This is a genomic window from Helicobacter labacensis (assembly GCF_003660285.1).
Lineage (GTDB): Bacteria > Campylobacterota > Campylobacteria > Campylobacterales > Helicobacteraceae > Helicobacter > Helicobacter labacensis.
Window position 1 is genome coordinate 51,152 of record NZ_QXQQ01000001.1, and the last position, 25,097, is coordinate 76,248.

23 protein-coding genes and 2 pseudogenes are annotated in these 25,097 nt (G+C 47.7%); 13 read left to right on the plus strand and 12 right to left on the minus strand.

All coding sequences use genetic code 11. From position 1 onward, the window contains the following. Positions 1 to 58 precede the first annotated feature (58 nt). The 3 genes from secA to EAO33_RS00285 all read left to right on the plus strand — a co-directional run bounded on the left by secA (position 59) and on the right by EAO33_RS00285 (position 4,200). Positions 59 to 2,641: a preprotein translocase subunit SecA gene (secA, locus tag EAO33_RS00275; protein ID WP_120943838.1), complete on the plus strand. Its 2,583-nt coding sequence runs from the start codon at positions 59 to 61 to the stop codon at positions 2,639 to 2,641. Beyond that, positions 2,638 to 3,876, plus strand: a complete 1,239-nt coding sequence (locus EAO33_RS00280; RefSeq protein WP_120943841.1) for an ABC transporter permease — start codon at positions 2,638 to 2,640, stop codon at positions 3,874 to 3,876. The genes secA and EAO33_RS00280 overlap by 4 nt, the downstream gene beginning before the upstream one ends. Before the next feature lie 78 nt (positions 3,877 to 3,954). Next, positions 3,955 to 4,200, plus strand: coding sequence for an RNA recognition motif domain-containing protein (locus EAO33_RS00285; protein WP_120943844.1), 246 nt, complete (start codon positions 3,955 to 3,957; stop codon positions 4,198 to 4,200). Between the two features lie 8 nt (positions 4,201 to 4,208). Here the strand turns inward: EAO33_RS00285 and EAO33_RS00290 are convergent, their stop codons facing one another. From EAO33_RS00290 to EAO33_RS00310, 5 genes and pseudogenes are all read right to left on the minus strand, one after another. Beyond that, a complete protein-coding gene (locus EAO33_RS00290; protein ID WP_120943847.1) occupies positions 4,209 to 5,222 on the minus strand; it encodes a lipid A deacylase LpxR family protein in 1,014 nt (337 codons plus the stop codon). Between the two features lie 19 nt (positions 5,223 to 5,241). Then, complete coding sequence (truA, locus tag EAO33_RS00295; protein ID WP_120943851.1) at positions 5,242 to 5,964, minus strand: tRNA pseudouridine(38-40) synthase TruA; 723 nt, start codon at positions 5,962 to 5,964, stop codon at positions 5,242 to 5,244. Then, positions 5,964 to 6,990: pseudogene (locus EAO33_RS00300) on the minus strand (LptF/LptG family permease). Before EAO33_RS00300 ends, truA begins: the two are co-directional and overlap by 1 nt. Before the next feature lie 24 nt (positions 6,991 to 7,014). Next, complete coding sequence (locus EAO33_RS00305) at positions 7,015 to 7,647, minus strand: protein-L-isoaspartate(D-aspartate) O-methyltransferase (RefSeq protein ID WP_120943854.1); 633 nt, start codon at positions 7,645 to 7,647, stop codon at positions 7,015 to 7,017. Beyond that, on the minus strand, positions 7,647 to 8,672 hold the full coding sequence (locus EAO33_RS00310) for a ribonucleotide-diphosphate reductase subunit beta (protein WP_162982155.1): 1,026 nt from the start codon (positions 8,670 to 8,672) through the stop codon (positions 7,647 to 7,649). The genes EAO33_RS00305 and EAO33_RS00310 overlap by 1 nt, the downstream gene beginning before the upstream one ends. Positions 8,673 to 8,781: 109 nt before the next feature. On the opposite strand from EAO33_RS00310, the gene EAO33_RS00315 reads away from it, so the two are divergent. Beyond that, positions 8,782 to 10,101 carry an MATE family efflux transporter gene (locus EAO33_RS00315; protein WP_120943859.1) on the plus strand — a complete coding sequence of 440 codons (1,320 nt, stop codon included), beginning with the start codon at positions 8,782 to 8,784 and terminating at the stop codon, positions 10,099 to 10,101. On the opposite strand, the gene gmd is transcribed toward EAO33_RS00315, so the two are convergent. Together gmd and EAO33_RS00325 are read right to left on the minus strand one after the other, a co-directional pair. Next, positions 10,098 to 11,192, minus strand: a complete 1,095-nt coding sequence (gene gmd / locus EAO33_RS00320) for a GDP-mannose 4,6-dehydratase (RefSeq protein WP_120943862.1) — start codon at positions 11,190 to 11,192, stop codon at positions 10,098 to 10,100. The genes EAO33_RS00315 and gmd overlap by 4 nt on opposite strands. 9 nt (positions 11,193 to 11,201) lie before the next feature. Further along, positions 11,202 to 12,578, minus strand: coding sequence for a sugar phosphate nucleotidyltransferase (locus EAO33_RS00325; RefSeq protein WP_120943875.1), 1,377 nt, complete (start codon positions 12,576 to 12,578; stop codon positions 11,202 to 11,204). 81 nt (positions 12,579 to 12,659) lie between these two features. On the opposite strand from EAO33_RS00325, the gene EAO33_RS00330 reads away from it, so the two are divergent. The 5 genes from EAO33_RS00330 (at position 12,660) to metK (ending at position 18,244) form a co-directional block, all read left to right on the plus strand. Continuing rightward, positions 12,660 to 13,502: a HugZ family heme oxygenase gene (locus EAO33_RS00330; protein ID WP_120943878.1), complete on the plus strand. Its 843-nt coding sequence runs from the start codon at positions 12,660 to 12,662 to the stop codon at positions 13,500 to 13,502. A gap of 52 nt (positions 13,503 to 13,554) precedes the next feature. Next, the gene (locus EAO33_RS00335; protein ID WP_235852877.1) at positions 13,555 to 15,132 is read left to right on the plus strand and encodes an SLC13 family permease; all 1,578 of its coding nucleotides are present in this window, start codon (positions 13,555 to 13,557) and stop codon (positions 15,130 to 15,132) included. A gap of 124 nt (positions 15,133 to 15,256) precedes the next feature. Beyond that, positions 15,257 to 16,042, plus strand: a complete 786-nt coding sequence (rpsB, locus tag EAO33_RS00340) for a 30S ribosomal protein S2 (protein ID WP_120943881.1) — start codon at positions 15,257 to 15,259, stop codon at positions 16,040 to 16,042. Further along, on the plus strand, positions 16,029 to 17,090 hold the full coding sequence (gene tsf, locus EAO33_RS00345) for a translation elongation factor Ts (protein WP_120943884.1): 1,062 nt from the start codon (positions 16,029 to 16,031) through the stop codon (positions 17,088 to 17,090). The genes rpsB and tsf overlap by 14 nt, the downstream gene beginning before the upstream one ends. Further along, on the plus strand, positions 17,090 to 18,244 hold the full coding sequence (gene metK, locus EAO33_RS00350) for a methionine adenosyltransferase (protein WP_120943887.1): 1,155 nt from the start codon (positions 17,090 to 17,092) through the stop codon (positions 18,242 to 18,244). The genes tsf and metK overlap by 1 nt, the downstream gene beginning before the upstream one ends. Here metK and dcuC read toward each other — a convergent pair. From dcuC to EAO33_RS09270, 4 genes and pseudogenes are all read right to left on the minus strand, one after another. Beyond that, positions 18,241 to 19,617: a C4-dicarboxylate transporter DcuC gene (gene dcuC, locus EAO33_RS00355; RefSeq protein WP_120943890.1), complete on the minus strand. Its 1,377-nt coding sequence runs from the start codon at positions 19,615 to 19,617 to the stop codon at positions 18,241 to 18,243. The two genes, metK and dcuC, sit on opposite strands and share 4 nt — an antisense overlap. Before the next feature lie 13 nt (positions 19,618 to 19,630). Then, the gene (locus tag EAO33_RS00360; RefSeq protein ID WP_120943893.1) at positions 19,631 to 19,879 is read right to left on the minus strand and encodes a multidrug ABC transporter permease; all 249 of its coding nucleotides are present in this window, start codon (positions 19,877 to 19,879) and stop codon (positions 19,631 to 19,633) included. After that, positions 19,848 to 20,384 (minus strand): ABC transporter permease, encoded by a 537-nt coding sequence (locus EAO33_RS00365; RefSeq protein ID WP_120943896.1) that lies wholly within the window; start codon positions 20,382 to 20,384, stop codon positions 19,848 to 19,850. The genes EAO33_RS00360 and EAO33_RS00365 overlap by 32 nt, the downstream gene beginning before the upstream one ends. A 354-nt stretch (positions 20,385 to 20,738) precedes the next feature. Continuing rightward, a pseudogene (locus tag EAO33_RS09270) lies at positions 20,739 to 21,076 on the minus strand (ATP-binding cassette domain-containing protein); the annotation flags it as partial. A 167-nt stretch (positions 21,077 to 21,243) separates the two neighbouring features. Between EAO33_RS09270 and feoB the strand changes: the two are divergent. The 4 genes from feoB to EAO33_RS09280 all read left to right on the plus strand — a co-directional run bounded on the left by feoB (position 21,244) and on the right by EAO33_RS09280 (position 24,394). Continuing rightward, the gene (gene feoB / locus EAO33_RS00375) at positions 21,244 to 23,145 is read left to right on the plus strand and encodes a ferrous iron transport protein B (protein ID WP_162982149.1); all 1,902 of its coding nucleotides are present in this window, start codon (positions 21,244 to 21,246) and stop codon (positions 23,143 to 23,145) included. A gap of 11 nt (positions 23,146 to 23,156) precedes the next feature. Further along, positions 23,157 to 23,387, plus strand: a complete 231-nt coding sequence (locus EAO33_RS09275) for a hypothetical protein (protein ID WP_235852879.1) — start codon at positions 23,157 to 23,159, stop codon at positions 23,385 to 23,387. Positions 23,388 to 23,597: 210 nt separating this feature from the next. Then, positions 23,598 to 24,146 (plus strand): hypothetical protein, encoded by a 549-nt coding sequence (locus tag EAO33_RS00385; RefSeq protein ID WP_162982150.1) that lies wholly within the window; start codon positions 23,598 to 23,600, stop codon positions 24,144 to 24,146. 101 nt (positions 24,147 to 24,247) lie between these two features. Next, positions 24,248 to 24,394 carry a hypothetical protein gene (locus tag EAO33_RS09280; RefSeq protein ID WP_235852881.1) on the plus strand — a complete coding sequence of 49 codons (147 nt, stop codon included), beginning with the start codon at positions 24,248 to 24,250 and terminating at the stop codon, positions 24,392 to 24,394. Between the two features lie 148 nt (positions 24,395 to 24,542). Here the strand turns inward: EAO33_RS09280 and EAO33_RS00395 are convergent, their stop codons facing one another. Continuing rightward, positions 24,543 to 25,007, minus strand: a complete 465-nt coding sequence (locus EAO33_RS00395) for a DMT family transporter (RefSeq protein ID WP_120943904.1) — start codon at positions 25,005 to 25,007, stop codon at positions 24,543 to 24,545. Positions 25,008 to 25,097: the final 90 nt, after the last annotated feature.

Sequence of the window (25,097 nt, forward strand, 5' to 3'; positions counted from 1 at the left end):
GGCGCGATTGTATAAAATTTTGTTAGAATCTAGGCTTTAAAACAACATGGATACTCGCATGATTAAAACCCTTGTGAATAAAATTATCGGCACGAAAAACCAGCGCGCCATCAAGGCTTACCAACAACGCGTAGCAAAAATCAATGCGTTAGAGAAAGAGTGTAGCGTGTTTAGCGATGCGCAGTTGCAAGAAGCCTTTGAGGGTTTGAAAGCCCAAGTGCGCCATCAAGAAAGAAGTCTAGATGAGGTCTTATGCCAGAGTTTTGCGATCACGCGGGAGGCTTCTAAGCGCGTGTTGGGTATGCGCCATTTTGATGTGCAACTCATCGGGGGCATGGTTTTGCACGAGGGCAAGATCGCTGAGATGAAAACCGGGGAGGGGAAAACTTTGGTGGCGACTTTGGCAGTGGCTTTGCATGCGATGAGCGGGCAAAGTGTGCATGTGGTGACTGTGAATGACTATTTAGCCCAAAGGGATGCTAGGGAGATGGAGCCTCTTTATAATTTTTTGGGCTATAGTGTGGGCGTGGTGGTGGGGGGAAGTTTTGATGAGGAACGCCTAGAGATTTACGCCAATGATGTTGTTTATGGCACGAATAATGAATTTGGCTTTGATTATTTGCGCGACAACATGAAGTATTCTTTGGATCAAAAGGCGCAAAAAGAACACGCCTTTGCGATCATTGATGAGGTGGATTCGATCTTGATTGATGAAGCCCGCACGCCCCTAATCATCTCAGGACCAGTCAATAAGCGCATGGAGAATTACGAACGCGCGGACATGGTCGCCCAAAACATGCAACTTGACACAGATTTTACCATTGATGAAAAAAACCGCGTGATTCTCATCACCGAAGAGGGCATTAAGAAAGCTGAAAATCTCTTTGGGGTGGATAATCTCTACAGCCTAGATAACGCCATTCTCTCCCACCATTTGGATCAAGCCCTCAAGGCGCATTACTTATTTGCCCGAGATAGGGACTATGTGGTTTCTAATGGAGAGGTGGTGATTGTGGACGAATTTACCGGGCGTTTGAGCGAAGGTAGGCGCTTTAGTGAGGGCTTACACCAAGCCCTAGAGGCAAAAGAAAAAGTGGGAATCAAAGAAGAGAGTCAAACTCTAGCAGACATCACTTTTCAGAACTATTTTAGGCTCTATGACAAGCTAGCGGGCATGACGGGCACTGCCCAAACAGAAGCCACGGAGTTTTTAGAAATCTATAATTTGGAGGTGATCTCTATTCCCACCAATATCCCCATCCAGCGCAAGGATTTAAACGATCTCATCTATAAGAGTGAGAGGGAGAAATTTGAAGCGGTGATCGCCAAGATCAAAGAATTGCACGCCAAGGGGCAACCCGTGCTGGTGGGCACAGCGAGCATCCAAAAAAGCGAGGTTTTACATGCTTTGTTGCAACAAGAGCGCATCCCCCACACCGTTTTAAACGCCAAACAGCACACCAAAGAAGCCGAGATCATCAAGGATGCCGGACTCAAAGGGGCTGTTACTATTGCCACTAACATGGCTGGGCGTGGGGTGGATATTAAGCTCAGTGAGGAGATCAAGCAATTAGGCGGGCTTTACATCATTGGCACAGAACGCCATGAGAGCAGGCGCATTGACAACCAACTTAGAGGGCGTAGCGGACGGCAGGGCGATCCGGGGGTTAGTCAATTTTATTTGAGCCTAGAGGATAGCTTGTTGCGCATTTTTGGGAGCGATCGCATTAAGGGGGTGATGGAGAAATTGGGCTTGAAAGATGGGGAATACATTGAATCCAAGCTAGTAACACGCTCGGTAGAGAACGCCCAAAAGAAAGTGGAAGCCCTGCACTTTGAGAGTCGTAAACACTTGCTAGAATACGATGATGTAGCCAACGAGCAACGCAAAACCGTCTACAAATTCCGCAACGAATTGTTGGATGATAATTACGACATCAGCGCGCGCATCGAGGAGAATCGCCAATACGCGGTGATGAAGATTTTAGAAAGCCAACAAGCCTTTGAGGCGCAGGACTTCAGCGCGCAGGATTTACAGAGTATCGCCCATGTCTTGCAGGAGGAGTTCAACGCCCATATTGATTTTGAGGACTTGGAGGAGGATAGTTTAGCTAGCTTGGAGGCGTTTATTCTTGGCGCGCTAGAAGAGCAATACCAAGCCAAGATGGAGGGGATAGAGGATCGCAACAAGATCGAGCGCATCATCTATCTACAGATTTTGGACAACGCGTGGCGCGAACATCTCTACACGATGGACAATCTCAAGACCGGGATCGGGCTTAGAGGCTATAACCAGAAAGACCCCTTGGTGGAGTATAAAAAAGAAAGCTACAATCTCTTTTTAGAACTCATCGACTCGATCAAGCTAGAGGCGATCAAGACTTTCCATAAGCTAGAGTTGAGCCGTAGCACCCATGAGGACACCCAGAGATTCTTTAGCGACCTAGAGGAAGCCCGCGAGGAGTTGAGTTTTAATAATTCAGAAATTGAGTTGGCTTTGAGTAATTGGGAGATGGAAGAAAAAGAAGTGCCCAAGAGCATTTCTAGGAACGCGCCCTGTCCTTGCGGGAGCGGGAAGAAATACAAGCATTGCCATGCCAAGAGTGGTCCTAAAAAAGGGATTTTTGCCAAACCCAAATGAGTGTGATCGCGCCCTCTTTGGTGCCCTTCTTGGTGCGCCGTTATTTGCGCTTTGATAAAAACCAGCCCTTTATTAGCATCACCGCATTGTTGGCTTTTTTGGGGGTGGGGGTGGGGGTGATGGTGCTCATTGTGGCGATGGCGATCATGAATGGCATGAATAAGGAGTTCGAAGCCAAACTATTTGTGATGAACTACCCTTTAACTTTGTATACAACAAGTTATGCGGGCATTGAACAAAACACTTTAGAAGCCTTAGAACGCAAGTTTCCCCATTTGCTCTTTAGCCCCTACTTGCAAATGCAGGTTGTGGCGCGCTTTAATGGCATGGTGAATGGAGGGCTATTATTTGGGGTGGACATAGACAGGGAATTGCGCATCAACACCATTTTAAAAAAAAGCTTTGATACACAGAGTTTACAACGCTTTAAATCCACGCCCTTCCACCTCATTGTGGGTAAAACCTTAAAAGAATCGCTTTTACTGGGCAACGCCAAGAAATTGGATCTATTTTTCACCAAATTAGAGCCCACTGGCTTTGTGCTCTCCCCCACCATGAAACGCTTTGAGGTAGACGGGGTCTTTGAATCCGGGCTTAGGGCTTATGACAATAGCTATCTTTACACTAATTTAAAAGCCCTGAGCGCAATCAGAAACTTGCCTGCTGGGGTATATGATGGAATCCATGTGTATTCACAACATGCAATGGAGGATATGGACAAAATCAAAGAAGCACTTAAGGAGATTCCCAATCACGGCATAGGTATTGAGGGGTGGTGGCAACAAAATGGGAACTTCTTTTCGGCAATGGCTTTAGAAAAGCGCGCGCTTTTTATCGTGTTGATGCTCATTATTTTAATGGCCTCTTTAAACATCATTAGCTCTTTACTCATGGTGGTGATGCACCGCCGCAAAGAGATCGCTCTATTACTCAGTCTAGGGGCTAGCACTAAGGAGATTCAGCAGAGTTTTTTTGTCTTGGGGAGTGTGATTGGGGGGAGCGGGATTATCTTGGGCGTGATCTTGGCTTTTTTGGCGATGGGCTTGTTGGCGCATTTCCCTATTATTTCTCTGCCTGCTGATGTCTATGGCATGGATAAACTGCCCCTGGATTTGGCGATGGGCGATTTTCTAGGCACACTCATTGGGGCTACTTTGATTGTCGCGCTCTCTTCTTACTACCCCGCGCGCAAGGCAGCCAGCGTAAATGCACTAGCGGTGTTGCGCAATGAATAGGACAATTTAAGCTAGATTGCGCTAGAATGGGCGCGTCTTTTAGCGTCAGCTAAAGAGAAATTTCGCGGAGAGAGCACTTTGAAGAATATTTATGTAGGGAATTTGGTTTATAGCGCTACAGAGCAAGAGGTAGAAGAGCTCTTTAGCCAGTTTGGGGCGGTGAGTTCTGTCAAACTCATTTTAGATCGAGAAACCAAAAGACCTAAGGGATTTGGGTTTGTGGAAATGGAAGACGAAGGCGCGCTCAAAGCGATCAGCACTCTAGACAACACGGATTTTATGGGTAGAACTATCCGCGTTACTGAAGCCAATCCTAGAAGATAGCCCACACTCTAAAAAGCAAAACTGACTTCAGCCGTGCCGATGTTGTGGCTTTCGGGTTGTTCGCGGAAGGTTTTGCTCAAATTGGTGGCGATGATGGCGATTCTAAAGCCCTTGTAAAGCAAGGCGACTCCCCCTTCTAAGGCGTAGAGTGCCACCGGGAGGTGTGTGATACCCTGTGTTTGGGGGCTATTGCCTTGGATAAAAATGTCAATGGGTTGGTAGCTCCCTGACACCCCCGCAAAGATATAAAAAGATAATTTGTTGCTATAGGGGAATCCCCCGCTTAGATTGGAGTTGATCTTGTTGGGTCCAAAATCCACATCTAAATTATAACCCACACGCAATAGAGAGCCTAAGCGTGCGTGCGTGATGGCGTTGCCCAGAGTGATGTCTATGCCCGGGATTAAGTCTATGCTAAGAAAGCGCGTTTGTAGCAGGGGGATTTTACGCAACCATTGGTAGGCGATCTCAAAGGTAAATTCATTGCGGATTTGGTGTTGCCAACCTAAAAAACGCTTGTCGCCCAGTTTGTTATGCACCCAATCTTGAATTTCTTGCGCAAAGGCATGGGGTCCTACGGTGCCAAAGGAAATAAATAAACTCTCTAAGCTGTGCGCGCTACGCTGAAAAACCCCCAAATCTGCCTTAAGCCAGCCGGCATAGAGGTGATCCCCGGGCACTATAGCTTGTTGGCGGTAATGCTCTAGCAAGGGGGTGTAAATGCTTTGACTCACCAAGAGAGCAAAACGCGTCATTTTAGGGGATTTGTAGAGCAGACTGGCGTAACGACTCCATGCCAGCCAAGATTTGGCGTAAGCCGCCCCCCAGAAATTGTATTCTTTACTCACATAACCCACGCGGTTACCCGCCGTGTAGTAGCGATCGATGGGGTGTAAATACGCGTCATTTTCGCTTAGAAGCGTGATAGACTGCTTTTTATAGGGCACTAAAGTGGTAGGGGTTTGCAATAAAGAGCGCGCCTCACCCACGCCACATAGAAGCAACAACAGCCATACAAACACAGCAATCCTTTTAGGGGGGTTAATAGTCCACGCGCGCTAGATAAAGCCCTTGGGGGGGAGCGGGGGTGTTGTGGTGGCGTTGTTGGGTAGCAATTTGATCTTGTAGTTGCGCTAAACTTAGATGTCCCAAGGAGTGTGCCAACGCCGCGCCCACCATCAAGCGCACTTGGGCGCGTAAGAAGCTGGGCGCGCTGATGTAAATCACCCCGCAGGGCACGCCTAAAAACGAACGCGCAACACACTTGGCTTTATAAATCTGCCTTTGGGTGTTGCGCGATTCTTGCTTGCTAAAATATTTGAAATCATGCACGCCTATAAACGCGTTTAAAGCCTGTTGTAGGCGCGTTAAATCCCCATGTTCACAGCAAGCGATGTAACGGCTTAAGAAAGGATTATGCAGTTTTTGAGTGAAGACATAAACATAGGTGCGCTTGAGCGCGCAAAAACGCGGGTGAAACTCTAGAGGCACGATCTGCAGGCATCTGCAAGTGATGTGGGGAGCGAGTTTAGAAGGGAGGTGTCTTTGCAAAGTCTCTAGGGGCAGGCTAGCGCAAAAGGAGATCACTTGGGCTAGAGCATGCACACCTTTATCTGTCCTGCCCGCGCTCAAGCAGGGGCTAGCAATCCCCAAGGCGTGCAAGCTAGCCTCTAAAACCCCCTGCACACTGGGTAGATGGGGTTGCTTAGCGTAACCACAAAACGCGCTCCCATCATAAGCGATCACCATTTTAAAGCGGCGCATCAATAAAAACGCACCACCACGCGCCTATAGAGCGCATACGCCCCGACAAACCACACAATGGGCAAGGTGATTGTGCCCACCAAAGGCGCATCTTGACTCACCACATGCATGCTTAAAAAATACAACCCTACAGCCACCAACACATAGACATAAGAGAGATTTTTAGCATAACGCGGGTTAGCAACCCCAAACAAGGGGATGAGAAATAAGCTAGCTAAAGGAAAGAGCGCGACTAAGATGGCTTGGGTGAAACGCCTTTGTTGGTTTTGATCCGGATGCGCCCCAAAGGCTTTTTTCCAATAGCCTATGTAATCATGCCCATGCAAGTAAGCCGAGTTGGAACGGCTAGAAAATACCGGCCTGTTCTTTAAGATGAGCTCTTTAAAATGCACTTTGCGCACTTGATCTTTAGTGGCAAAATAGGCGTTACCATGGTCTAATTCCAATTCAAATAGCCCCTGTTGGTTACGGATTCGCCCCTCTTTAGCGATGATAAAACTCTCCGTTACCAAACTCTTGTGCGAAAAAAGCACCAAATCGCTAAAGACTCCATTGTGGCTTTTACCCACATACACTAGCCAATCTCCTAGCTTTTGCCCAAATTCCCCCGCTTGGATATTCACATCCACGCGCTCTTTTTTATCCCGCAAGAAAGAGTAATAAGCGCTCTTGGAAGCCGGGACCAAAATGAGAGAAAACACCAATAAGATCGCGCTCACCACCACGCACAGGGGCAATAAGGCTTTCACCAACTCCTTAGGGGCGATTCCTAGGGAAAAGAACACCAGCAATTCGTGATCGTAAGAGAGTCTAGCCAGCCCGATCACGCATGCGCTAAAAAAAAGTGATGGGGATGATGAAAAAGATCGTCCCGGGCAAGAGATACAAATAGAGTTGCAAGAGATCCAACGCGCTGAGTTTCACCACCAAAGTTACCGTGGCGATACTAATGAGCATCACAATTGAAGCGATGAAAAAGAGCACCAGAAAGAAAGAAAAGAAAACTTGGGCTATGGCGTTGAGCATATAGCCTTTAGCAACGCGCACCGCTCACACCCCTCGCTTAACCCCATTGACAATAGGGACAAACAGACAGCTATCTAACACACTTTGCACTTCCAAACGCCCCTTTTGTTTGACAAAACGCGTGATTCTTTGGCTTTGCTCCTCCCCTATGGGCGCGATCAAAATCCCACCCTCCTCTAGTTGATCCACCAACGCGCTAGGGATACTAGACGCGCACGCTGAAAGGAGAATGCGATCATAGGGGGCATAATCCTGCCAACCTGCCTGCCCGTCTCCTAATTTGGTGTGGATATTGGTTACCTTGAGTTTTCTAAAACGCTCTTTTGCCTCAAGCAAGAGTTTTTCAATGCGCTCAATGGTAAATACCCGCCTAAACAGTTTGGAGAGCACCATAGCCTGATACCCACTCCCACAGCCAATCTCTAGCACGCTATCCACTTGGTAGGGCTGTAAAAATTGCGTCATCTTAGCCACGGTTAAAGGAGAGCTGATGAACTGATCTGCGCCCATGGGCAAGGCATCTAGGCTATAGGCAAGTTGTTTAGAGGGCACGAACTCCTCGCGCGGGATCGCACAAATAGCCTGCTTGATCCTCTCCTCTAGGGGGAAGTGTTTGGCAATGGCCGCACACATGTGGGCGTTTTGGATGCGGTGCATCAAAACCCTTCAAAATTCAACGCGCCTTTAGCGTAATTACTCACCCGCCCCTCAAAGAAGTTCGATCTCTGATCGTTGAAGCTGGCAAACTGATCCACCCATCTAATGGGGTGTTTGGTATGGTAAAGTTTGGGTAAACCCACGGCGTGCAAACGCGTGTCCGCCAAATACTCTATATAGGCGCGCAAATTGGTGGGGTTTAAGTCTAAAATCTCATCTTGGGTGATGATGCGCCCCCATGCACTTTCTAATTCCACGGCTTGCGCGAACATGGCGCGCACTTCCTCAATGAGATCGGGAGTGAAGAGGTCTTTTCTCTCTTTTTTTAGGGTGTTGATCATATTTTGAAAAAGGGCAAGATGGGTTACCTCATCGCGTTGGATAAAGCGAATCATCTGGGCGGATCCAAGCATCTTCCCGCTTCTAGCCAGCGCGTAGAAAAAACTAAACCCGCTGTAAAAGTAAATGCCCTCTAAGATCTGGTTAGCAAACAACGCCTTGAGCAAATTGCGCTCTGTTTGTTCACAGGACAAATCCATATACACTTGCGCCACACAATCGTTTTTGTTTTTCAAGACCTCATCGGTGCGCCACATCTCATAAATCTCATCGCTATTAGCGCTAATACTCTCCACCATCACCGCATAGCTATGGCTGTGCAAGGCTTCTTCATAGGCTTGGCGCACCAAGCAGAGGTTGATTTCAGGGCTGGTGATAAAGGGGTTAATATTGTCAATCAAGTTATTAGTCTGCAAACTATCCATGAAAATGAGCTGGGCTAAGGCGCGGTCATAACCGATTTTTTCTTGCGTGCTGAGTTTGAGGTAGTGGGTTTTGTCCCCGTGCATGCTCACTTCTTCGGGAAACCAAGTGTTGTGTAACATGGTCTTCCACACCTTGTGCGCCCATTGGTATTTGATCTGGTTGAGATCGAACATGCCCGTAGGGTTGCCCCCAAAAATGCTACGATCTTGGGCTAGCTCTACAGATTGGGGGTTGTAAATTTTCTTGCGTCCAAGAGAAATGGGCGTGTCTTTATGCATGTATCCACCTTAAGAGATGTTGATGATTCCCACTATACCCCATGCAAACTTATTATTGGGTTATTGGGTGAAGATGTGCTAGCATACACACATGGAAAAACTCAAAAAAATTCTCGGATTAGCCCTGCCCTCTGCAAGCAATAATTTTTTAGAAATCTTTGTGATGGCGATCTCCATTGTTTTTATGGGAAAACTCTCAGATAGCCACATTGTAGCGATGGGGGTGGGTTTGCAATACATCCTCTTGTTCTACGCGCTCAATTCGATCTTTTTCATTGGCACGAACGCGGTGTTAAGCCGCCTAGTAGGCGCGCAGGATTTAGAAAGCGTGGCGTTGGGTTATTCTAGCATCTTGTTAGGGGCAAGTGTGCTCTGCGTGTTAGCGTGCGCGCTAGGTTTTGGAGGGATTGGTCTCTTTGTGGGCTGGATGGGTTTGAGTGCCCAAGCCAGCGCGCTAGCTAGGCAGTACCTAGAAGTTTTCATTTTTGCGATGCCGGCCATTTTTCTTAAAAATGTGATGGTAGCCGCTTTGGCTAGTCTCTCTGATACTCTCACCCCCCTGTTTATTAAAACCCTGATGAGTGGGGTGTGTTTGCTACTCAACCAAGCATTGATTTTTGGAGATTGGGGGTTTGTGCGCTTAGACATCGCAGGGGCGGCATGGGCTAATGTGATCGTGGCGTTTTTGGAATTGGGGATTTTATTTGGGGTGATCGCGTGTAAAAACACCCCCTTGAAATTCCGCTGGAAATTCGATTGGAAATTTTTCAAGCGCACTTGGCATGTGGGTTGGCCCTCTGGCTTTGAAAGGCTACTGAGTTTATTTTCTATGGCATTAGTGTCCAAATTTGTCGCTAGCTACGGGGATGCGATCTTGGCAGGCATGCAGGTGGGTTTGCGCGTAGAAACCTTTAGCTTCATGCCCGGGCTAGGCTTTACCATCGCGTGCATGGTGTTAGTGGGACAGAATCTAGGGGCTAACCAAGTCCAAATGGCACAAGAGTATATCCGCACCACCCTTAAAGTCGCCGGCTCTTTGCTGGGACTTTTGGGGGTGTTGATGGTGATCTTTGCTAAACCCTTTGCTTCCATTTTCACCCACAATGCCGATGTGGTGCGTGTGGCTTCGTGGTATTTAGGCGCTGTGGGAATCTCCCAAGTGCCCTTGATCTTCTTGTTCGTGCTAGATGGGGCGTTTCGGGGTGCTGGGATGGCTAAAGTTTCGCTCTACATCAACACCGGGAGTTTGTGGAGTTTGCGCATTATCCCTATGTATCTCTCACTCAAGGCGGGCTTGGATGTCAGGTGGCTCTTTGCCATTATCTGTGTAGAAACCTATGTGCGCGCGGGGGTGTTCTTTTGGGCTTACAAACAGGGTTGGTGGAAAAAACCCGGGCGCTTTGTGCCCTAGACCAATAGAGCTTCTTTTTTAGCCAATAGCAAATCGCTAGTTAGCATGTCCAAAATGAGATCATCAACCCCAAATTGGCGTTTCCAACCTAATTCGCGCTCAATCTTGCTAGAATCGCCTAGCAATAAATCCACCTCTGTAGGTCTAAAATAGCGTGGATCCACACGCAACACAATTTGATTAGGGCTTAAAGGGTGGGTAAAATCCACAAGAGGGCTGGGTTTGAGATCCACCACCACACCCACCTCATCTAAACCCTGACCTTGAAATGCCACAATCACGCCCACTTTTTCAAAGCAAGCCCGTGCAAAATCCCGGATACTCATTGTCTGCCCGCTAGCCACCACATAATCTGTAGGGCTGTCATGCTGTAACATCAAATGCATCGCCACGACATAATCTTTGGCATGCCCATAGTCGCGCTTAGCGTCCAAATTCCCCAAATACAAGCAATCTTGCAAACCATAGAGCATGCGCGCAACCGCCATGGTGATCTTACGGGTTACAAAGGTTTCTCCGCGCACGGGGCTTTCATGGTTAAATAAAATCCCATTGAGCGCAAAAAACCCATAAGCCTCGCGGTAATTTTTGGTGATGTAGTAGGCATAGAGTTTAGCCACGCCATAAGGGCTTCGCGGGTTAAAGGGGGTGTTTTCATTTTGGGGGGTTTGCAACACCTCCCCATAGAGTTCGGAGGTGCTGGCTTGATAAAAACGCGTGTCTTTAAGACCTAGCAAGCGCATCGCTTCTAATATACGCAAAGTCCCCAGCGCATCCACATTAGCCGTGTATTCAGGCATCTCAAAAGAAACCTGCACATGGCTTTGGGCGGCTAAGTTGTAAATTTCATTAGGCTTGATCTTAGCAATCAGGGCGATCATGTTAGAAGAGTCGGTTAAATCCCCATAGTGCAAGAAAAAATGCGCATGGTTGCTATGCACATCCTCGTAAATGGCATCGATTCGGGCGGTGTTAAACGAAGAACTGCGCCTTTTGATCCCATGCACTTCATAGCCCAAATCCAACAAATAGCGCGCTAAATAACTCCCATCTTGACCGGTAATCCCAGTGATCAAGGCAACTTTTTTCATTTTCTTCCTTTAGGGGCGTTGGTAATCATCTTCTAAGCGTTCGATGTCATTTTCATCGCACAGCCCGCATTGCACTTCTAGAATCTTTAAAGGGTGGTCAGTGGCGTTACCCAATCTATGCAATTGCCCCTGTTTGATAAAAATACTCTCATTGGCTCGCACGCTCAAATTCTCTTGTTCTAACACCACGCTAGCCACCCCCTCCACCACGACCCAATGCTCACTGCGGTGTTGGTGGCGTTGCAAACTCAAGCGTTTGTGCGGGGTGATCTCTAAGAGTTTGACCTTAAAGCTAGGGTGCTCTAAAAGCACTTCAAAACTCCCCCAAGGGCGGTATTCTACCGGATAAATTTGCAACAACTCTGGGTTGCGCTGTTGGATTTGCTGGAGAAAATCCTTGAGTTGATCTAAATGGTTGTTTTTGGCGATGAGGAGCGCGTCTTTAGTGTCCACCACCACGCACTCTTGAACGCCTAGCAAGCCCACTAATTTGTGTGGCGCGCTAAAGACATAGTTTTGCGTGGATTCAAGACTCTCTAGCGCGCCTTGGTGGCAGACATTGCCCTCTTCATCTGCACTTAAACTCTGCTTCAAGCTCAAAAAATGCCCCACATCGCGCCACGCGCCCTCAAAGGGCACAAGGGCTAGATTTTGGGATTTTTGCCACAGGCATATGTCCACACTCCCTTCTAGCAATGCCTCCATGCCATCACACTTGAGCAGATTAGGCAGGCGTTTGGCTTGTTTATAGACTTCTTGGCAGGCTTGCAACATGGCAGGGGCGTGCAGGGCGCACTCTTGTAGAAACGCCCCCGCCTTGAACACAAACATGCCACTATTGATGAAAAACTCTCTATCTACTTGGGCTTGCAATTGGGCAATTTGCGCCCCGCTGGGCTTTTCCACAAAGCCTACAATCTCTCCAGAGCGCGCGCACTCAATGAGACCGTATTCACTGCTGGGCGCGCTAGCAATCCCAAATAGCACCATTTTGCCCTGTTTGGCTAGGGGTAAGGCTTGCGCAAGCGCGTTTTGCAAAGCACTGTGATCCATGAGGTGATCCGTGGGGCTAATGCAGAGGATCTCCTCAGGAGCGCATGCTAGGCTGGCTAAAATGAGCGCGTTCATAGTGTTCTTAGGCGCGCTTTCTAGCAAAAAGCGGGCATGCGATTCCAAATGCGCTTGGCTGACCTCTTCTAGGGCATGGAAGTAATGCGCTTGGTTACACACGATTAAAAAGCGCGATTGGGGGCTAGCTAGGCGTTGCAAAGCCAGCCCAAATAGACTCTGGTTGTGGTAAAGCTTAAGGAATTGTTTGGGGAACGCGCTACGGCTCAAAGGCCATAAGCGTTTCCCACTTCCCCCACTCAAGATCACATGCACCATAATATTCTCCTAAGCGATCGCAATTTTAAGATTATTATGCTACAATACACCGCCTTAAAAATTTGACATAGGAGTTTTCCAATGGATTTAAAGTTTATCTTGGATCACATGAACGCTAACCATGTGCAGGATATGAAAGGTTTGCTTGCCAAATTTGGTCAAATCAAGGACGCGATCGATGTGCGCTTGAAAAACGCCACCACCGAATGCATTGAGATCGCCTACAGACTCAAAGACAAAGCAGAGGAGCAAGTGCAAAAAATTGACTACCCCGCTAAGGTGGCTAAGATTGAGGACATTAAAAACGCCATTATTGAGCTGTGTAAATCTGTCCCCCAGACTACAGACTTAGAGAAAGTGCGCGCGGATTTAGAGGCGTTTAGAGAGAGCGTTAGTAGCGTGTGTGTGGCTAGCCTCAACCCCCACAATGAAGTGGTGTGTTCTTATAGTGCCCTGCTCTCTTGCCAAGAAGGCGATCACACCCAGTTTTACATTTATGTGAGCGAAGTGGCTGAGCATTTCAGCAGTCTTAAAGCCCATCCTGAGAATGTAGAAATCATGTTCTTAGAAGATGAAGCCAGCGCGAAGTCCCCCATTTTGCGCAAACGCCTACGCTATAAAACCCGTGTGCACTTCGTAGAAAGGGGTGCGGAGTTTGACAGAGTGTATGACAATTTTCTAGCTAGGCATGGCAAAGGTCGTGGTTTAGAAACCATCCGCCACATGCAAGATTTCCACCTCATCAAGCTTGAGTTTGTGCGCGGGCGCTTTGTGAAAGGTTTTGGTCAAGCCTATGACATCGATGCGCATGGCAGGATCACCTATGTGGGCGCGCAAGGCAATCCCCACACGATGGATAAGACTCCCCACGCCCACTCTGCTCACCCTCACGCAAGCCATCCCCACGCCCACGCCCACTCTTAATTCTTCATGGCGCGTGCCTCCCGCTTAAGGGGGCGCGCTAGAGGTCCTTGTAATGTTGGTGTTTTTTGCGTGTGTGATCATCGCTACATTGATCTACACGCTCTTGCGCGAACGCCTATCCCCCATGGTCGCTTTGACTCTTGTGCCCTTAGTGGGCTTGCTTGGTTTTTGGGGAGTGAGTGGGCTTGTTGGGGCTAAAGTTGTCCCTAGTAATTACGCCTATCTCTTGCAGGATTCTTATATCCAACGCTTTTTAAACCAAGTTACCCCCGCACCCCTGCCCAGCGATGCGCTTGGGCACTTTAAGCGCGCAGCCACCCAAGCCCTCAAACTCAAGACAAAAAACCCGCAACTCAACGCCACACAAATTACCCAAGCTTACCAAGCCGGTCTAAAAACCCTGCAAATCCAAGCCCCCTTTGAACCCGCCTTACAAGCGATGTTGCAAACCCATTCCATTGTCCATAGTTTGCAAGATCACGCCCAAGTTTTGGTTGCGTATTTTAGACAGGGGGTGGGCAAGGTCTTTAATATCGCGCTCATGTTCCTCTTTGCTATTCTCTTTTTTGGGATTCTCAATGATGTCGGGCTATTTAACCCCTTGATCAAGGGCATCATCGCGCTCTCTAAAGGGAATAGCATCGCCATTTGTGTAGGCACTTGTGTGATCGCCACACTCGCGCACTTGGATGGCTCGGGAGCGAGCACTTTTTTAGTGGTGATCCCCCCTCTCTTGCCCATTTACAAACGCCTCAATCTCAACCCCTATCTTTTGATGTTGTTGGTGGCGATGAGCGCGGGTTTGGCTAATCTCTTGCCTTGGGGAGGACCTTTGGGGCGTGTAGCAAGTGTCTTAGGGGTAGAAACGAGCGCGCTGTATTCCTCTTTAGTGCCCTTGCAAGCCATCGGGCTAGTTTGCGCGCTGCTTTTGGCGGTGATCTTGGGCTGGAGAGAACAGAGGCGTTTGAGAAACACGCCTCCCCAAAACCCAGAAGACACCCCCAGTGTAGACTTAGGCGCAACAAGGCACTTTTTAGCTAATTTAGGCGTGGCGTTGTTGGCGTTGTTAGCCGTTGTGTGTAAAATTTTACCCCCCGAACTCTGCTTTTTGATCGCGCTTTGCGTGGTCTTGCTCGTCAATTACCCCAACCCCAAAGCGCGCATGGAGAAAATCAAGCAGTGCGCTCCGGAGGCGATTTCTATGGTCTTGATCTTGCTGAGTGCGGGGATGTATATTGGGATTTTGAGCGGGTCGGGCATGTTGCAAGCCATTGCTAAACACTTAACCGACTATTTGCCCGCGTCTATCTTACCCCATTTGTATTGGATTATTGCCGCCTTGGGCGTGCCTTTTAAGTTAATACTAGACACCAATAGTTATTATTTTACCCTTTACCCCATTGTAGCGCACCTAGCGGCTTTGCATGGTGCACAAGCCCAAAGCGTGGGGTATGCCATGCTTGTGGGCGCGACTTTGGGCACTTTTATCTCTCCCTTTTCTCCCGCACTTTGGCTAGGTCTAGGGCTTGCCAAACTCTCTATGGGCAAACACATCGCCTATAGCTTCCTTTGGCTTTGGGGACTATCCTTGCTCCTGCTGGGGGTGGCTAAATTACTAGGACTCTTTTAACTCTCTTAAACTTGGCTTTATCTGAAGCGCGTTAGAATATCCCCCTGCCTTTCATCAATCCACACACGCCCCGCCTTAAAGTGATCGCATAGGGGGCGTGGAGGCAAACTTTAAGGAGTAAAGAATGATCACCATGAAAGATTTATTAGAATGTGGGGTGCATTTTGGGCACCAGACAAGGCGTTGGAATCCCAAAACCGCGCGCTTTATCTTTGGGGTGCGCAAGAACATCCATATTATAGACCTGCAAAAAACCTTGCGTTACTTCCGCTACACCTATAATGTGGTGCGCGATGCCAGCGCAGAGGGCAAAACAATCATGTTTGTGGGCACTAAAAAGCAAGCCAGCGATGCGCTCAAAGAATACGCGATGCAGGTCAATGTGCCCTATGTGAATTACCGCTGGCTAGGGGGCATGCTCACCAATTTTAGCACTATTAGAAAATCTGTGCGCAAGCTAGAAATCATGGAAGACATGGAAACTAGCGGGCAGATCGACTTGCTCACCAAAAAAGAAAAGCTAATGATCTTGCGCAAGAAAGAGAAACTTGAAAAGTATCTAGGCGGAGTGCGCCATATGAAACAAATGCCAGACATGATGTTTGTGGTGGATGTGGTGAAAGAAAAAATCGCGGTGGCAGAAGCGCGCCGTTTGGGTATCCCCATTGTCGCCCCCCTAGATACTAATTGCGATCCGGATTTGGTGGATTACCCTATCCCGGGCAATGACGATGCGATTCGCTCCATTCGCCTCTTTTGTAAGGAAATGGCAGAGGCGATCACGGAGGGGCGCGAATTGGTGGGCAGACCTCAAGAAAACCTTGAAGAGGTTGAACATGTGAGCGCGCAGGAACACCAAGAGGTGTTAGAAGAAGTGTATCAAGAAGGAGAACAAAATGAGTCAAATTAGTGCCGCGCAAGTCAAGCAATTACGCGAGATCACAGACGCGCCCATGATGGATTGCAAAAAGGCATTGGTAGAATGCGCGGGGGATTTAGAAAAAGCGATCGAACATCTGCGCCAAAAGGGCTTGAGTAAAGCGGTGAAAAAAGCCGATCGCATAGCTGGTGAGGGTGTGATCGCCTTGAGCGTGGATAATACGCAGGCTATTATGCTAGAGATCAATAGCGAAACGGACTTTGTGGCTAAAAACGATCACTTTAAGGCGTTGGTGGCTCAGAGTTTGGAGGTGGCTAAAAGTCATAGTGTAGAGAGTGTAGAGGCACTCTATCAAGCCAAGATAGAGGGGCAAAGCTATGAGAGTTACCTACACGGCGCGATCGCTAAGATTGGGGAAAATATTGTCGTGAGGCGTTTAGCCCACGAAAGTGCAAAGGAAAATGAAGTGCTAAATGGCTATTTGCACGCCAACCACCGCGTGGGCGCGATCGTTAAAATCGCCCACACCAACCCTGCCAATACTGATAAGCTCAGAGAATTAGCCCGCCAAATTGCTATGCATGCCGCAGCGATGAAACCCGTTGTGCTCGATCACCATGCCTTTAGCCCCGAGTTTATCGCCCAAGAAAAATTAGCCCTAGTGGCTGAATTGGAAAAGGAAAATGAAGAGGCTAAACGCTTGGGCAAGCCTCTTAAACATATCCCCACTTTTGTAAGCCACGCTGAATTAACCCAAGAGGTGCTAAACCAACAAGAGCAAGCCTATAAACAAGAGCTTAAAAGTCAGGGCAAGCCCGAAAAAATCTTTGATAAGATCATTCCGGGCAAGATGGAACGATTCATTGCTGATAACACCCTTTTAGATCAACGCTTGACTTTACTAGGGCAGTTTTTTGTGATGGATGATAAAAAGACCATCGCGCAGGTGCTGCAAGAAAAGGGAGCAGAGCTACAAGACACTTTGAGCATTAGCGCGTTTGTGCGCTTTGAAGTGGGCGAGGGCATTGAGAAAAAACAAGAGGATTTTGCAGCCGAAGTGGCGGCACAAATTAGCTAATGGATCGCTATCTTTTCACCTCTGAGTCGGTTACAGAGGGGCACCCGGATAAAATGGCAGATCAGATCAGCGATGCCATTTTAGATTACATTATTGAGCGCGACCCGCACGCGCGCGTGGCGTGTGAAACTCTGCTAGCTAATGGGTTTTGCGTGATCACTGGCGAGCTTAAAACCCGCGTCTATGCCCCCATGCAAGAGATCGCGCGCGGAGTGGTGCGCGATATTGGCTATACCGACGCGCTCTATGGCTTTGATTACCGCAGTGCGGCTGTGCTTAATGGCATTGGCGAGCAAAGCCCAGACATTAATCAGGGCGTGGATCGCGCTGATGGCGAGGTGGGGGCAGGCGATCAGGGCTTGATGTTTGGTTATGCCTGCGATGAAACCCCCTCTTATATGCCCCTAGCCATTTACTTAGCCCATGCGATCACGCGCGCACTAGCCCAAGCTAGAAAGAGCGCGATCTTGCCTTTTTTACGCCCTGATGGCAAGGCACAAGTTACCATCCAATATGAGGGGCATAAGCCTGTAGGGATCAACACCATTGTGGTTTCTACCCAGCACTCCCCTGAGATCGATCAAAAACGCCTGCGTGAAGCCGTGATTGAGGAGATTGTCTATAAGGTGTTGCCTAAAGAGTTTCTCAATGACAATATCACCTACCACATCAACCCCACCGGCAAATTTGTGATTGGCGGACCACAGGGGGATGCGGGTTTGACGGGGCGCAAAATTATCGTAGATACTTATGGGGGGAGTTGTCCGCATGGGGGCGGGGCATTTAGTGGCAAGGACCCCTCAAAGGTGGATCGCAGCGCAGCCTACATGGCGCGCTACATCGCTAAAAACTTGGTGGCGAGCAAGGTATGCCTTAGAGCCACAGTGCAACTAGCTTATGCCATTGGGATTATCGATCCTGTATCGGTGTATATCAACACCCACAACACCAGCAAGCACAGCCCAGAAGCTCTAGAAGCTTGCGTGCGTGCTCTTTTCAAGCTCACACCCAAGGGGATCATGCAAAGCCTAGACTTATTGCGTCCCATTTATCGCCAGACCGCCACTTATGGGCATTTTGGGCGCGAGGGCTTTAGCTGGGAAAACACAGACAAAGCAGAAGCGATTGTGGAGTATTTTAAAGCCAAGTCTTAAATCGCCCAGTGGGCTAACCCCACTCCCACCCCAATATTAACCCCCATACCCACCAGCAATAAAGGGTAGGTGCGCTTGATGATCTCTAGGGGCGCAACTTTGGCAAAGCCGGCTAGGGCTAAAATCCCTCCAGCAATAGGCGAGCTAGCCCGCCCCAAACAAGAGGCGATCTCTAGGGGTAAGACCAAATGGATGGGTTCTATGCCCATTTTAGTGGCAATATCAGAACCAAGCCGTCCAAAGGCATTAAATGCAGCAATCCCACTCCCCATAATCACCGCAAAACCATAGACGATAAAACCCAAAAGTGCCATAAGGAGTATTAAACCCCCCAAGCCTTGCAATGCCCCTAAACTTTGGGCTAAAATTCCAATCCCTCCTAAACTCTTTAGCCCGGTAGCAAAGACGCTAGCTGCAATGATGATGCTCACTACACTGACAAAAATATCCCCCATCGCGCGCAAAATCGCCCCCATGCCCTCTCCTAGTTTTCTAGCATCCTTGTGGCGCACAAACTCCACCCCAAAGACAAAGGCGATGCTCATAAAATTCGCGCTCACTACATCTAATTTTACCCCCGCAAAATACGCCCCAAAGAGCAAAACCACGGGCAACCACGGGAATAAGACATAGAAATTAGGGCAGGGAGGGTTAGAAATCTCTAGGATTTGGGCTTGCTCACAAAGCTGGTTGCGCGCCAAATCGCGCCTATCTACCCACGCGAAGTAAAAGGGGATCAAGATAGCCATCACAAGCGTGTAAGCCAACACCACCCAAAGCTGGTAATGCAAAAACAGCCCGACAATATTTTCTTTCTGCCCCACCATGTCTGCCATGTTGATGGTGTTGCCATCTTTGGGTCCATAATCTAGGGCGATCAAAGAGAGCACACACACCGCGCTAATGGGGCGGATTTTAAGCGCAAGCAACACCGGATAAATGCAGGCAAGTAGCAAGAGCAAAAGCCCAGTATAACTTGAGATCACAATTTTTAAACCCATCCCCACGACAAAAGTCCCGCTTAAGACTAAATATTTATTGCGGATTTTGCCCAGTGGGCGGTTACTCAAATACGCCAGTTTTGCCGAGGCGTGGATGTGTTTCATGTAGGCAGCAAAACCGGCAACACTCATAATAATGAGCCCCACCCCGCTTAATTGGGTTTTAAAAGTGGTGGCGATGAAGGCAAAGGCGTTTAAAAGCACTTGGGCAAAATTGTGCGCGGGCGGGCTTTTGGGGATGGGAGCGCCCGTAAGATAAAAACCCATAATCACCAAGATCAACCCCGCGCACAAGAATACAAAAATGGGATGGTAGCCCTTGAGAATATAATAAAAGGTGATCCCTACGGCTAGCACACTTAAAATGAGCATACCCTACTCTCCTTCAACGCGATTTAGGCGTGCTTACTAGAAAAGCGCGCGTGGCACTTAAGATAATCAAAAACACGCCCAACCCAAAGAGCGCGCCACAAACCCCTAGAGCATAGCTTAAATTTTGCCCTGAAAACACCGCAATGAGCATGTTGTTAAGATGGTAAAAAGGCGAAGAAGTGATGAAAATTTGACTCCAACTAGGCAGGCTTTGCAAGGGCACAAAGACATTAGAGGACATGATGATGTAGAGGTTTAACACATTGGAGATGGCAACAGCTCCAGGTGTTGCTGAAGTGTTTGACAACCAATAGAGCCAAGCTAGAACAAAACACCCCCGCCAAGCCCAGTGCCAACAAGCCCAAGAAAAATAACTCTACCTTCAAAAGGGGCAAAATCCCCAACACGCCAAAACTCCCCACAATAAAGAGCGCGCTAAAGCCTAACACGATGCCTAAGCGTGATAAGATAATTGCCAACGCGATCTCTAAATAGCTTGCCGGTGTTGCCATATAAAAGAGGAGTGCCTTAAACGCCCTAGAATCACACAAGGCTTGGGCTATCCCAAAAATAACCGTGGAGATGAGGGTGAGCATCACTAACCCGATGGTGCTAGCAAAGCGGTAAGTGGGCGAATAGGTATGCTCAAAAACCCCAATTAAAAAGGCTAACATCAAAATGGGGTAGGCAAGAGTCCAAAAAAGGGCAACCCGGTTAGTGATATAGGATTTAAACTCCAAGATAAAGATCGCATAAATACGGCGCATGTTTGTCCTTTAAGCTCCCCAGTGATTCAAAGCCAAAAGCAAATCCTGCGCCTTTGTGGGGCGCAAATTAAGCCCCATGCGCTTGTGTGATAGGGGCTCTAGTTCTAGGCACTCTTTTAAAGCTGTGTTGCCAAAGAATACAGCGTGCTGGGTGTCTAGGCGCATTGTTAGTAGGTATTTATCTTTGAGAGTTTGTGCAATACTCTCACACTCGGCTTCATTTTCATAGCAAACTTCTAAAGCCAGATCGCCTAATAATGCCTCAATCACTTCAGCCAAAGAGCCATGCTGGATCACTTGCCCTTGATGCAAGCACAAAACCCGCGCACAACTCTCTAACACACTCGCGTTATGTGTGGCAACTAGAGTTGTCCTTGAATCTTGATTGCGCGCGCTAATGCTCTCTGCCACGCGCTGGGTGGTGGGCTCATCTAAACTCGATTCGGGCTCATCTAAAATCAAGAGATCGGGGTGATGCCCCAAACTCAAATCTAACTTCAAGCGTTGTTTTTGCCCATCTGACAGGCTATCATAGAGTTTAGTAGGCGAAAGCCCAATAATGCGCCTAGGAGAGTGGATTTACCCGCCCCATTGCTCCCAATAAGGGCTGTGCTGGTGTGTTGCGTGAAACTCAAATTCTCTACCCTCAATGGGTGCAGAGGTTTTAGGGTGTTAGAACCACAATAAGACAAACTATGAAGGACAAGTTGCACTCTAGACCCTTTTTAAACGAGTTTAACACATTTAGGCTTTGATCAGTGCCAACGCGGGGTATCTTTAGACTTATAAAACATTTAGGCTTACACGCTATAATCCGCGATTGATTTTTAGAATTAAGATTAAATTTTGGAGTTGGTCCATGGAAGAAATTGTGGTGGCATTAGTGGGGCAACCCAATGTGGGCAAGAGCTCGCTCATCAATGCGATCAGTGGGGCGCATTTAAAAGTGGGCAATTTTGCCGGGGTTACAGTGGAAAAAACCCAAGTGAGCACAACCTATAACAACACCAAAATCACCATCGTGGATTTGCCCGGTATTTATGCCCTCAATGATTTCACCCTTGAAGAGAAAGTCAGCCGGCAGTTTTTAGAGAACGAACGCTTTGATTTGATCTTAAATGTGCTAGATTGCACCAATTTAGAGCGCAATTTGAATCTAAGCACCCAACTCCTCCACACGCCCCACAAGGTGATCATGGCGCTCAATATGTGGGATGAAGCCCAAAAAGAGGGGTTGCACATTGATGTAGACACGCTTTCTAAAAATCTAGGCGTGCCATGTATCCCCACTTCTGCGCACGCGCATTTCAATGTCAATTTACTCTTAGATCGCCTCATCAACCTGCACCGCAACGCCCAAACTTCTAAGGCTTCCACCCCTCTATCTAAAGAGGAAACCTTTGAGTTTTGCCACAAATTAGCCAGTAAGGTAACGCGCCACACACCAAACGCGCCCGGATACACCCAACGCATCGATCGCTATTTAATGCACCCCATTTATGGCGTTCCCATTTTCTTGGCGTTCATGTTTGTGGTCTTCTTTTTGAGTTTCTTGGTGGGGGGCACCTTGCAGGGCTATGTGGACGATGGATTCGCGTTGTTAAGCGACACGATTAAGGCGCACGCACCAAGTGCCCAAATTGGCTCGCTTTTGGGCGATGGAATCATTGGAGGGGTGGGGGCGGTGCTTTCATTTCTGCCCTTAATCGTGGTGTTATATTTGGGGATTTCTCTGCTAGAAGCCACCGGGTATATGAGTCGAGTGGCGTTCTTGCTCGATGGGATTTTTCATAAATTTGGTTTGCATGGCAAGAGTTTTATCCCCTTAATTACGGGTTTTGGCTGCTCAGTGCCCGCTTATATGGCAACCCGCACCTTGCAAAACCAACATGAAAGACTCATTACCCTTTTTGTGATCGGCTTTATGAGCTGTAGCGCGCGTTTGCCTATTTATGTGCTCTTTGTGGGGGCGTTTTTTCCGGATAAATACGCTAGCTTAGTGCTCTTTTTGATCTATGTCTTGGGCGCGCTTGTCGCACTCTTAATGGCAAAATTCTTAAAACTTAGCGTCTTTAAAGGGCAAGAAGAGTCCTTTGTGATGGAGATGCCCAAATACCGCATGCCCAGCCCCAAAGTGATTTGGTATAGCATTTACACAAAATCGCTCTCTTATCTCAAAAAAGCGGGCACTTATATTTTAGCCGGCGCGATTTTTATTTGGTTTGCCTCTGCCTACCCTAGAGATAGTAAAACCCTAGAGAGCTACCAAGCCCAACAAGCCCGCATTGAAGCTAGCCAATTAGACGACACAGCCAAACAAACAGCCCTAGCTAGCCTAGAGGAGAAAAAACAGCAAGACATCTTAGAAAATAGCTTTGTGGGGCGTGTGGGGCGTAGCATTGATGGCTTGTTTAAGCCCATGGATTTTGATTGGCGGCTCTCTATTTCTCTAGTTACGGGCTTTATGGCTAAGGAGGTGGTGGTCTCCACTTTGGGCGTGCTCTACTCTCTAGGAGACACTAGCCAAGAGTCTAAATCGTTTCGCAACGCGCTCAAAAACCATGTGAGCGTGCCCTCTGCTATCGCCTTTATTGTCTTTGTGATGTTTTACATCCCTTGTTTTGCTGCCACAATTACCTTTGGGAGAGAGGCAGGGGGGATTAAATTTGTGCTCTATCTCTTTGTCTTTACAACGGCAGTGGCTTACTTCTTCTCTTGCATTGCCTATTATGCAACTAAAATATGCCTTCACCTCTTTTAGGTGGGTCTCTCTTGACCTATAGCATGTTGCTAGAAACCATTAAATTACCCAACGCGCAGGTGAAATTATTTCTCTTTGATTATGCTAGCGATGAATGCGCGCACGCGATCAAAATCATCACCTGTTTAAGTGGAAACGAGTTTAAAAGCCTTGCAAAAGTTTTTGAAAAAGCCTACAAACATGAACAAGTGCCCAACCCACTCCCACCAACACCAAACAAAGCCAAAAGGCTAAAAAACTAACACTATAAAGCGCGATAACACTCGCCCCCACATAGCACAACATCCCCCACACCACCAAGCGCATAGGGTTAGTTTTTTCACCAACAAAGCTAAGAACAAGCTAGGCGCATACATCGCCACAATCTGTTAGTTTTAGAGGTTTTATGTGCGCCTTAAATCTCCACATGTTAGATGTATCAGTGTATTTTGCATGATTGAGAGCATAGAGGCGTGAGAGTATTTTTATCCTTGTTTTACTTTGTCTATGTGCTCATAGCGCTCACGCCTGCAGGAATCATTTTTTACTTGCACAACGCGACTTTTACGCTCTTAAAATTTGCCTCTGTTTTGCTAGGGGGGCTTGTTTGCGTTCTGTTGTCTTGGCTTTACATGCGCCTTGTTGAAAAACATATCCTGCCCTCCGATGAAATGCGCGCTGTGGAGATGGTGGAAGTGGCCGAACCTAAATACATTCCCGTTTATATTGCCTTTTTTGTGATTGCGGTCAGTTTGGAGAATTGCCTAATATTTATCGTGGTGTTTGCGCTCATTTATCTTTTAATCCTCAAGGGCAAATTTTCCTATTTTAACCCCTATCTTTTGTTTTTTGGCTACCACTTTTATGAAATATCCATTGACCCCAACAAGCTACAAGGGCAAGGCACTTATGCAAAGTTTAAGGTATTTTTAATCTCAAAAAGAAAGCTTAAAACGACCATGCAATATAAAGAATTAATTAGACTCAATGACTTTGTCTTTTTAGATAAAGAAAAGGAGTGATGTGTGCTCTATTGTCAGATACAAGGGAAAGTCTATTGTGTCAGTAACCAGTCTTTAGAGGGGATATGGGATTTTAAAGCCGCTGAAACCTCTTTAAAGAGATGTTAACTTTGATCTATCTCATCGCTTTAGGCGGAGCAGACAACCAAGCCAAAACCCACATACGAGGCAACCTTAACCAACAACCACCAAAAGCGCATCGGCATTATCACCGCTTTGATCCCCTCATTGGCTACCCTAAAGCTTAAAGACCTTGAGTGCGCTAGATTATAGGACTCTAAAGCAGGATTAAGAAATAAGGTAGCCATAGCATAGAAAGACGCTACGCCCCCTATGCTTGCCCCAAACTAAAGCAAACTTCAGTGGAGATTATGGCGTGCCCGCGCCTCTTAAGCCTCATTTTATGCCCTTTTGGAAGAGGTCTGGATAAAAAAAGATAAAAATCCCCACAATCACCACCCCAAGCCCAACCATCTTAGATAGCCCGATCGTTTTTTGCGCTAACCCAAATGCCCCTAGGGAATCTAAAAACAACCCCATACACAACTGCCCCACGAGCAAAAAGACAATCATGGGTGCTAATCCTATTTTAGGCGCGCTGATGATTGTAGTGAATACCACAAAAGCCCCCAAGATTCCGCCTATGTATTTCCACCATTCTTGATGCGCTAAGAGTTTCAGGGTTTCGCCTTGGAGCTGGTGCAGCACACGGGCTAAGATCAAAAGACACAAGGTCCCCACAAAAAACGAGAAAAACGCGGCAAAGACGCGCACGCCTCCCATATCTCTAGCCAATGCGGCGTTGATAGGGGCTTGTAAGGCAAGAGCCATGCCCGCTAAGAGTGCAAAAAGATAGAACATCCTGTCTCCTTAAGAGTTTTTTCTCATATTTTACAGCCATCACTTGATCGCCCATTACCCAAAAGCTTACAAGATCACACAACATTATAT

Bases quoted from the DNA above. Each gene is read 5' to 3' on its own strand.
- EAO33_RS00325 (WP_120943875.1), bottom strand. From the start codon at position 12,578: ATGGTGCATGTGATCTTGAGTGGGGGAAGTGGGAAACGCTTATGGCCT.
- EAO33_RS00315 (WP_120943859.1), top strand. From the start codon at position 8,782: ATGGAAAAACTCAAAAAAATTCTCGGATTAGCCCTGCCCTCTGCAAGC.
- rpsB (WP_120943881.1), top strand. From the start codon at position 15,257: ATGATCACCATGAAAGATTTATTAGAATGTGGGGTGCATTTTGGGCAC.
- EAO33_RS09280 (WP_235852881.1), top strand. From the start codon at position 24,248: ATGTTAACTTTGATCTATCTCATCGCTTTAGGCGGAGCAGACAACCAA.
- EAO33_RS00335 (WP_235852877.1), top strand. From the start codon at position 13,555: ATGTTGGTGTTTTTTGCGTGTGTGATCATCGCTACATTGATCTACACG.
- truA (WP_120943851.1), bottom strand. From the start codon at position 5,964: ATGCGCCGCTTTAAAATGGTGATCGCTTATGATGGGAGCGCGTTTTGT.
- EAO33_RS00330 (WP_120943878.1), top strand. From the start codon at position 12,660: ATGGATTTAAAGTTTATCTTGGATCACATGAACGCTAACCATGTGCAG.
- EAO33_RS00365 (WP_120943896.1), bottom strand. From the start codon at position 20,384: ATGCGCCGTATTTATGCGATCTTTATCTTGGAGTTTAAATCCTATATC.
- gmd (WP_120943862.1), bottom strand. From the start codon at position 11,192: ATGAAAAAAGTTGCCTTGATCACTGGGATTACCGGTCAAGATGGGAGT.
- dcuC (WP_120943890.1), bottom strand. From the start codon at position 19,617: ATGCTCATTTTAAGTGTGCTAGCCGTAGGGATCACCTTTTATTATATT.
- tsf (WP_120943884.1), top strand. From the start codon at position 16,029: ATGAGTCAAATTAGTGCCGCGCAAGTCAAGCAATTACGCGAGATCACA.
- EAO33_RS00395 (WP_120943904.1), bottom strand. From the start codon at position 25,007: ATGTTCTATCTTTTTGCACTCTTAGCGGGCATGGCTCTTGCCTTACAA.
- metK (WP_120943887.1), top strand. From the start codon at position 17,090: ATGGATCGCTATCTTTTCACCTCTGAGTCGGTTACAGAGGGGCACCCG.
- feoB (WP_162982149.1), top strand. From the start codon at position 21,244: ATGGAAGAAATTGTGGTGGCATTAGTGGGGCAACCCAATGTGGGCAAG.
- EAO33_RS00305 (WP_120943854.1), bottom strand. From the start codon at position 7,647: ATGCACCGCATCCAAAACGCCCACATGTGTGCGGCCATTGCCAAACAC.
- secA (WP_120943838.1), top strand. From the start codon at position 59: ATGATTAAAACCCTTGTGAATAAAATTATCGGCACGAAAAACCAGCGC.
- EAO33_RS00280 (WP_120943841.1), top strand. From the start codon at position 2,638: ATGAGTGTGATCGCGCCCTCTTTGGTGCCCTTCTTGGTGCGCCGTTAT.